Genomic DNA, 481 nt, shown 5'->3' with positions numbered 1-481 from the left:
GATGCCTAAGGGCGGAATTTTAACAATTGCCACAAACCGCGTGGACAACGACATAAGGATACTGTTCAGCGATACGGGTGTGGGCATAAGCGAGGAAAACCTTTCAAAAATATTCGAGCCTTATTTTACCACGAACGAGGCGGGAACGGGCCTGGGCCTTACTCAGGTCTTTAAGATAATCAAGGAACATAAGGGGGAAATTTCGGTAAGCTCCAAAGAAGGGGAGGGAACCGATTTTGAGATATTATTGCCTGTTCTTCAAAAAGTGGTTAATATGTTAGAGTATAACGAGGGAGCAAAGAAATGAAGTTTCGCCTTCTTGTAATTGACGATGAAAAGAATATCCGCGAAGGGCTTGCCGAATACCTTGAAGAAGAAGGCTACGAGGTGGCTTGCGCGAAAGACGGAGAGGAAGGCTGGAAACTTTTTTCAGGCGGGGACATCGATCTTGTCATTACCGATTTAAGGATGCCCGGCATCG

2 protein-coding genes are annotated in these 481 nt (G+C 45.9%); both read left to right on the top strand.

The genetic code is table 11. From position 1 onward, the window contains the following. On the top strand, nt 1-307 hold a 307-nt coding region (locus ACYVTD_RS15645; RefSeq protein WP_461248620.1), incomplete at its 5' end, for an ATP-binding protein. Continuing rightward, a partial coding sequence (locus ACYVTD_RS15640) for a response regulator (RefSeq protein WP_461248621.1) occupies nt 304-481 on the top strand: 178 nt, incomplete at its 3' end. The genes ACYVTD_RS15645 and ACYVTD_RS15640, both read left to right, overlap by 4 nt.

Source organism: Treponema sp. R6D11, assembly GCF_054786075.1.
Note: the sequence above shows the minus strand (reverse complement) of the source record. Positions and strands in the feature narration are given on the sequence as shown.